Origin of the sequence: Erwinia sp. (assembly GCF_049696395.1) — a bacterium.
In the GTDB taxonomy this organism is placed as follows: domain Bacteria; phylum Pseudomonadota; class Gammaproteobacteria; order Enterobacterales; family Enterobacteriaceae; genus Erwinia.
The window spans coordinates 1-3,436 of sequence record NZ_JBAVTT010000058.1 but is presented as its reverse complement, the minus strand read 5'-3'; the positions used below and the strand labels follow the sequence as shown (position 1 = coordinate 3,436).

General features: G+C 47.1%; 2 protein-coding genes and 3 pseudogenes. 2 read left to right on the top strand and 3 right to left on the bottom strand.

The features are described from left to right. Positions 1 to 119: 119 nt before the first annotated feature. Positions 120 to 203, top strand: a pseudogene (locus WCC56_RS07930) (hypothetical protein); the annotation flags it as partial. A 148-nt stretch (positions 204 to 351) separates the two neighbouring features. Here WCC56_RS07930 and WCC56_RS07925 read toward each other — a convergent pair. The 3 genes and pseudogenes from WCC56_RS07925 to WCC56_RS07915 form a co-directional block, all read right to left on the bottom strand. Next, positions 352 to 1,494: an HlyD family secretion protein gene (locus WCC56_RS07925; RefSeq protein WP_424691852.1), complete on the bottom strand. Its 1,143-nt coding sequence runs from the start codon at positions 1,492 to 1,494 to the stop codon at positions 352 to 354. After that, on the bottom strand, positions 1,494 to 1,886 hold the full coding sequence (locus tag WCC56_RS07920) for a DUF3302 domain-containing protein (RefSeq protein WP_424691851.1): 393 nt from the start codon (positions 1,884 to 1,886) through the stop codon (positions 1,494 to 1,496). Before WCC56_RS07920 ends, WCC56_RS07925 begins: the two co-directional genes overlap by 1 nt. 318 nt (positions 1,887 to 2,204) lie before the next feature. Beyond that, positions 2,205 to 2,896, bottom strand: a pseudogene (locus tag WCC56_RS07915) (IS6 family transposase). Positions 2,897 to 2,948: 52 nt separating this feature from the next. Between WCC56_RS07915 and WCC56_RS07910 the strand changes: the two are divergent. Next, a pseudogene (locus WCC56_RS07910) lies at positions 2,949 to 3,155 on the top strand (helix-turn-helix domain-containing protein); the annotation flags it as partial. Between the last annotated feature and the right edge of the window lie 281 nt (positions 3,156 to 3,436).

Sequence of the window (3,436 nt, the reverse complement as noted above, 5' to 3'; positions counted from 1 at the left end):
AGCCCAGTTGGTGATTTTGAACGTTTGTTTTGCCACGTGATACCGCTACAGGATCGGGAATGTGGTGATCTGATCCTGATTACGGCCAAAAGTTCGATTTATTCAACAAAGCCGAGAAACTGTTGTGTATTAGCAAGGAAGGTAACAAAAAGATTCGAACCTTGCTTGTTCAGTATGAAACGGTTTTGGTTCAAAAACTGGATTTATCATAAAGTCCGTTTACCAAGCGGCTCTAAAATTCCGATGTGGTTACATGTATTTCGATTGTAGGGGTAACCTGGCGCCATAAAGATGCCGCAATAGAGCATTACCTGTATTGCGGCATTCAACCTGTGGATTTACAGACTTGCCTTAATGGTCAAGAAAGACATAATTTTCCCAGCTTTTCATTCGGATAAGGATTTTACGCATCAGAGACAGTTCATGAAAGTGTCCTGAATATACAGCTACTTCAACCTGTGATCCCTGCGGGAGATGATACATAGACAGACGTGGATCGGTAGCTTTAACCAGCACGAGTATTCGTCCCTGCTGGGTCAGGTCAGCTGTAGTCAGCAATGTGCCCTGCCCTTGGAACTGGCTTTCACCAATTGCTGGAAGCACGCTTGTCACTTCTCCACTGAATACAGTACCCGGTACGGACGGGAATAACAGTTCTGCTTTATAACCCGCCTGCAGGCGCTGGCCTGAGTTCTGACGAAACGCGGCAACATACGTTGGCAGAACGCCAGGTACCTTGGGTACAAACGTCATAACGGGTGCTAGTCCCAAGGCTGTTGACATCGCACCTTCACTCAGTCCGACCGTGCTGACATAACCCGCAGATGGAGCCCGTACGACTGTATTCTCTAGGTCAAACTCAGCCCTACGCAACTGCGCCATTAATGATGCCACTCTGGTGTTCTCCCCCCCTACAACAGAATCAAGCTCATTTTGTGACTGCTGGACAGCGGCACGGGCGGCCTCAACGGTGGCTTCGGAGGCTTTCCAGGTCTGTAGTCGGGTATCTACCTCCTGATCAGAAAATGCCCCCTTACTGTGTCCCTGATTATAACGACCGTATTCACGCTTAGCCTGGTCACGATCGGCGACAGCTTTGTTAAGTGCTGCCTTCGCCTGATTCAGACCAGAATCAAGTGAAAGCGCATTCTGGCTGGCTTCTTTAATTTGAGCCTGAAGATCGTCAACCTGAGTCTGAAAAGGCGTGGGGTCAATCCTCAACAGCACATCCCCCTTCTTTAACATGACATTGGGTATGACCGGGACGTCTGTTACCCGCCCGCGCACCTGGGTAACAATTGGCACGGTTCGGTAAGCTTCCTTTCCTATCTCACTGAACGGGTAATTATAATTCATCACCAGCACGATGAGCGCGATGAAAACAGCACCGCCTAATACTGCTGTTGGGACGGTCCATTTATTCAGAGGGATACGGAATACCTTGAAAATAGCCACACTCAGCGCGGCATAGGTCAGTAGTAACAGTGTTTCCATTACTTCGTCTCCGAATCAGATTTCTGCACGAATCCAGTGCCAGTGTTATTTTGGCCGACAGTGGGAAGCAAAATGGACACCTGTTTTTGTAACATTTCCACCTGTGCTGTGAGATGCGTAATTTGTTGGTGTATGTCCCGCTGTTCTTCACTGATTTGTTTCATACCCCAGCCACGCTCTTCTTGCCATAACGTGGCCCAAATCCACAGGAAAGGCCACAACACATGCAGGGTGAAAAGACTGATCCAGCCAGCATAGTGGATAGCATCCTGATGGGGGTGATTACGCTTTTTGGCGATTTCATAGGGAATATCGTGTATGACGATGATTCCGTAGAATAAAATTAATAAAACCGCGATAAGTATTGCCAGTGCAACATGGTCCAGCATCATTCGTTATGCTCCAGGTACATATTACTTTTCTAATTAAAAATATATGAACTCACTATCCTCAATGTGATCAAGCATGATCCGCCTCATCGTATGCCTCCGGCACATTGATTGTTCCAGCCAGGACAGGGCGATTGTATTCAGTGTTTGAGTAATTGAAAACTATATTTTTTTAGGGGTAACAGGGCTTTGTTGAATAAATCGAACTTTTGGCCGTAGTCAGGATCAGATCACCACATTCCTGATCCTGTAGCGGTATCACGTGGCAAGGCACTGTTGCAAAGTTATTGATGAGTTAGCCTTTCGTATTATTAAAAGGTCTTAGCTTTCAAAGACTCTGCTCACCAGACGCATCTCGCCCGGGGGATGCCCAAAATAAAATGATTCTGCCTGACCTTTCCGTAGCGTACGCATCACTTCAATCCCTTTGATTGTGGCGTAAGCCGTCTTCATTGACTTGAAGCCCAGCGTGGCGTTGATTATCCGTTTCAGTTTGCCATGATCGCACTCGATTATATTATTACGCTACTTTATCTGCCGGTGCTGCACATGCTGCGGACATTTACCTTCCCGCTTCAGCAATGCCAGCGCCCGCCCATACGTCGGGGCTTTATTCGTGTTGATCAACCGTGGAATTTGCCAGCGCTTCGTATTGTTCAGAAGTTTACCCATAAAGCGATATGCGGCTTTGGAGTTACGACGTGAAGACAGGTAAAAATCAATGGTGCAGCCCCTGCTGTCGACGGCGCGGTACAGATAAGCACAGCGTCCGTTGACCTTCACGTAGGTTTCATTGAGATGCCATGAGCCAAAACCGGAAGGCTGACGCCAGTACCAGCGCAGCCGCTTTTCCATCTCAGGTGCATAACGCTGAACCCAGCGATAAATCGTGGTGTGATCGACATTTACCTCTCGCTCAGCGAGCATCTCCTGCAGCTCACGATAACTGATGCCATATTTGCAGCCCACAGGATAATGTGACGCTCAAAATGCCGGCCTTTAAATGGGTTCATGTGCTTCTCCTTCAACTAAACAGTGGCATTAGTTTACCATCGCCAGATCTTTGCAACAGTGCCGGCTGAACGTCAGCGCATCCTTGAGCGAACAAATGAAGGACGACAGGAAGCCAGACTAAAAGGTATAAAGTTTGGACGAAAGCGCTCAGTAAACAGACCTCAGATAGCCGCCTTGCATGCCAGGGGTGTTGGGGAAACATTAATAGCGAAACAGATGAAAATTGCTCGTTCAACTGTATACACAGTAATAAAAGAAATTAAAAAAATCAGTGATATTACTGGTCGCATATTGGAGTCATCACCATGGCCAGGTATTATTTTCGTAGTCAGAGAATCGGTGGTATTTATCGTTACGACTTTTTTAAATTACATCATTCATTCCTTTAACGCTGGTCCCGATGTCAATCCCTGCCTCAACTGCAGCTTTCAGCGTTCACATTGAAGTAGCCGCCCAGCTCGGGTGTACAGATAAGCCGGTATGCCCATCCTGTCTGATATCCATATGAACACAATGTGCCAGAATATTAAACGCTACTT

Bases quoted from the DNA above. Each gene is read 5' to 3' on its own strand.
- WCC56_RS07920 (WP_424691851.1), bottom strand. From the start codon at position 1,886: ATGATGCTGGACCATGTTGCACTGGCAATACTTATCGCGGTTTTATTA.
- WCC56_RS07925 (WP_424691852.1), bottom strand. From the start codon at position 1,494: ATGGAAACACTGTTACTACTGACCTATGCCGCGCTGAGTGTGGCTATT.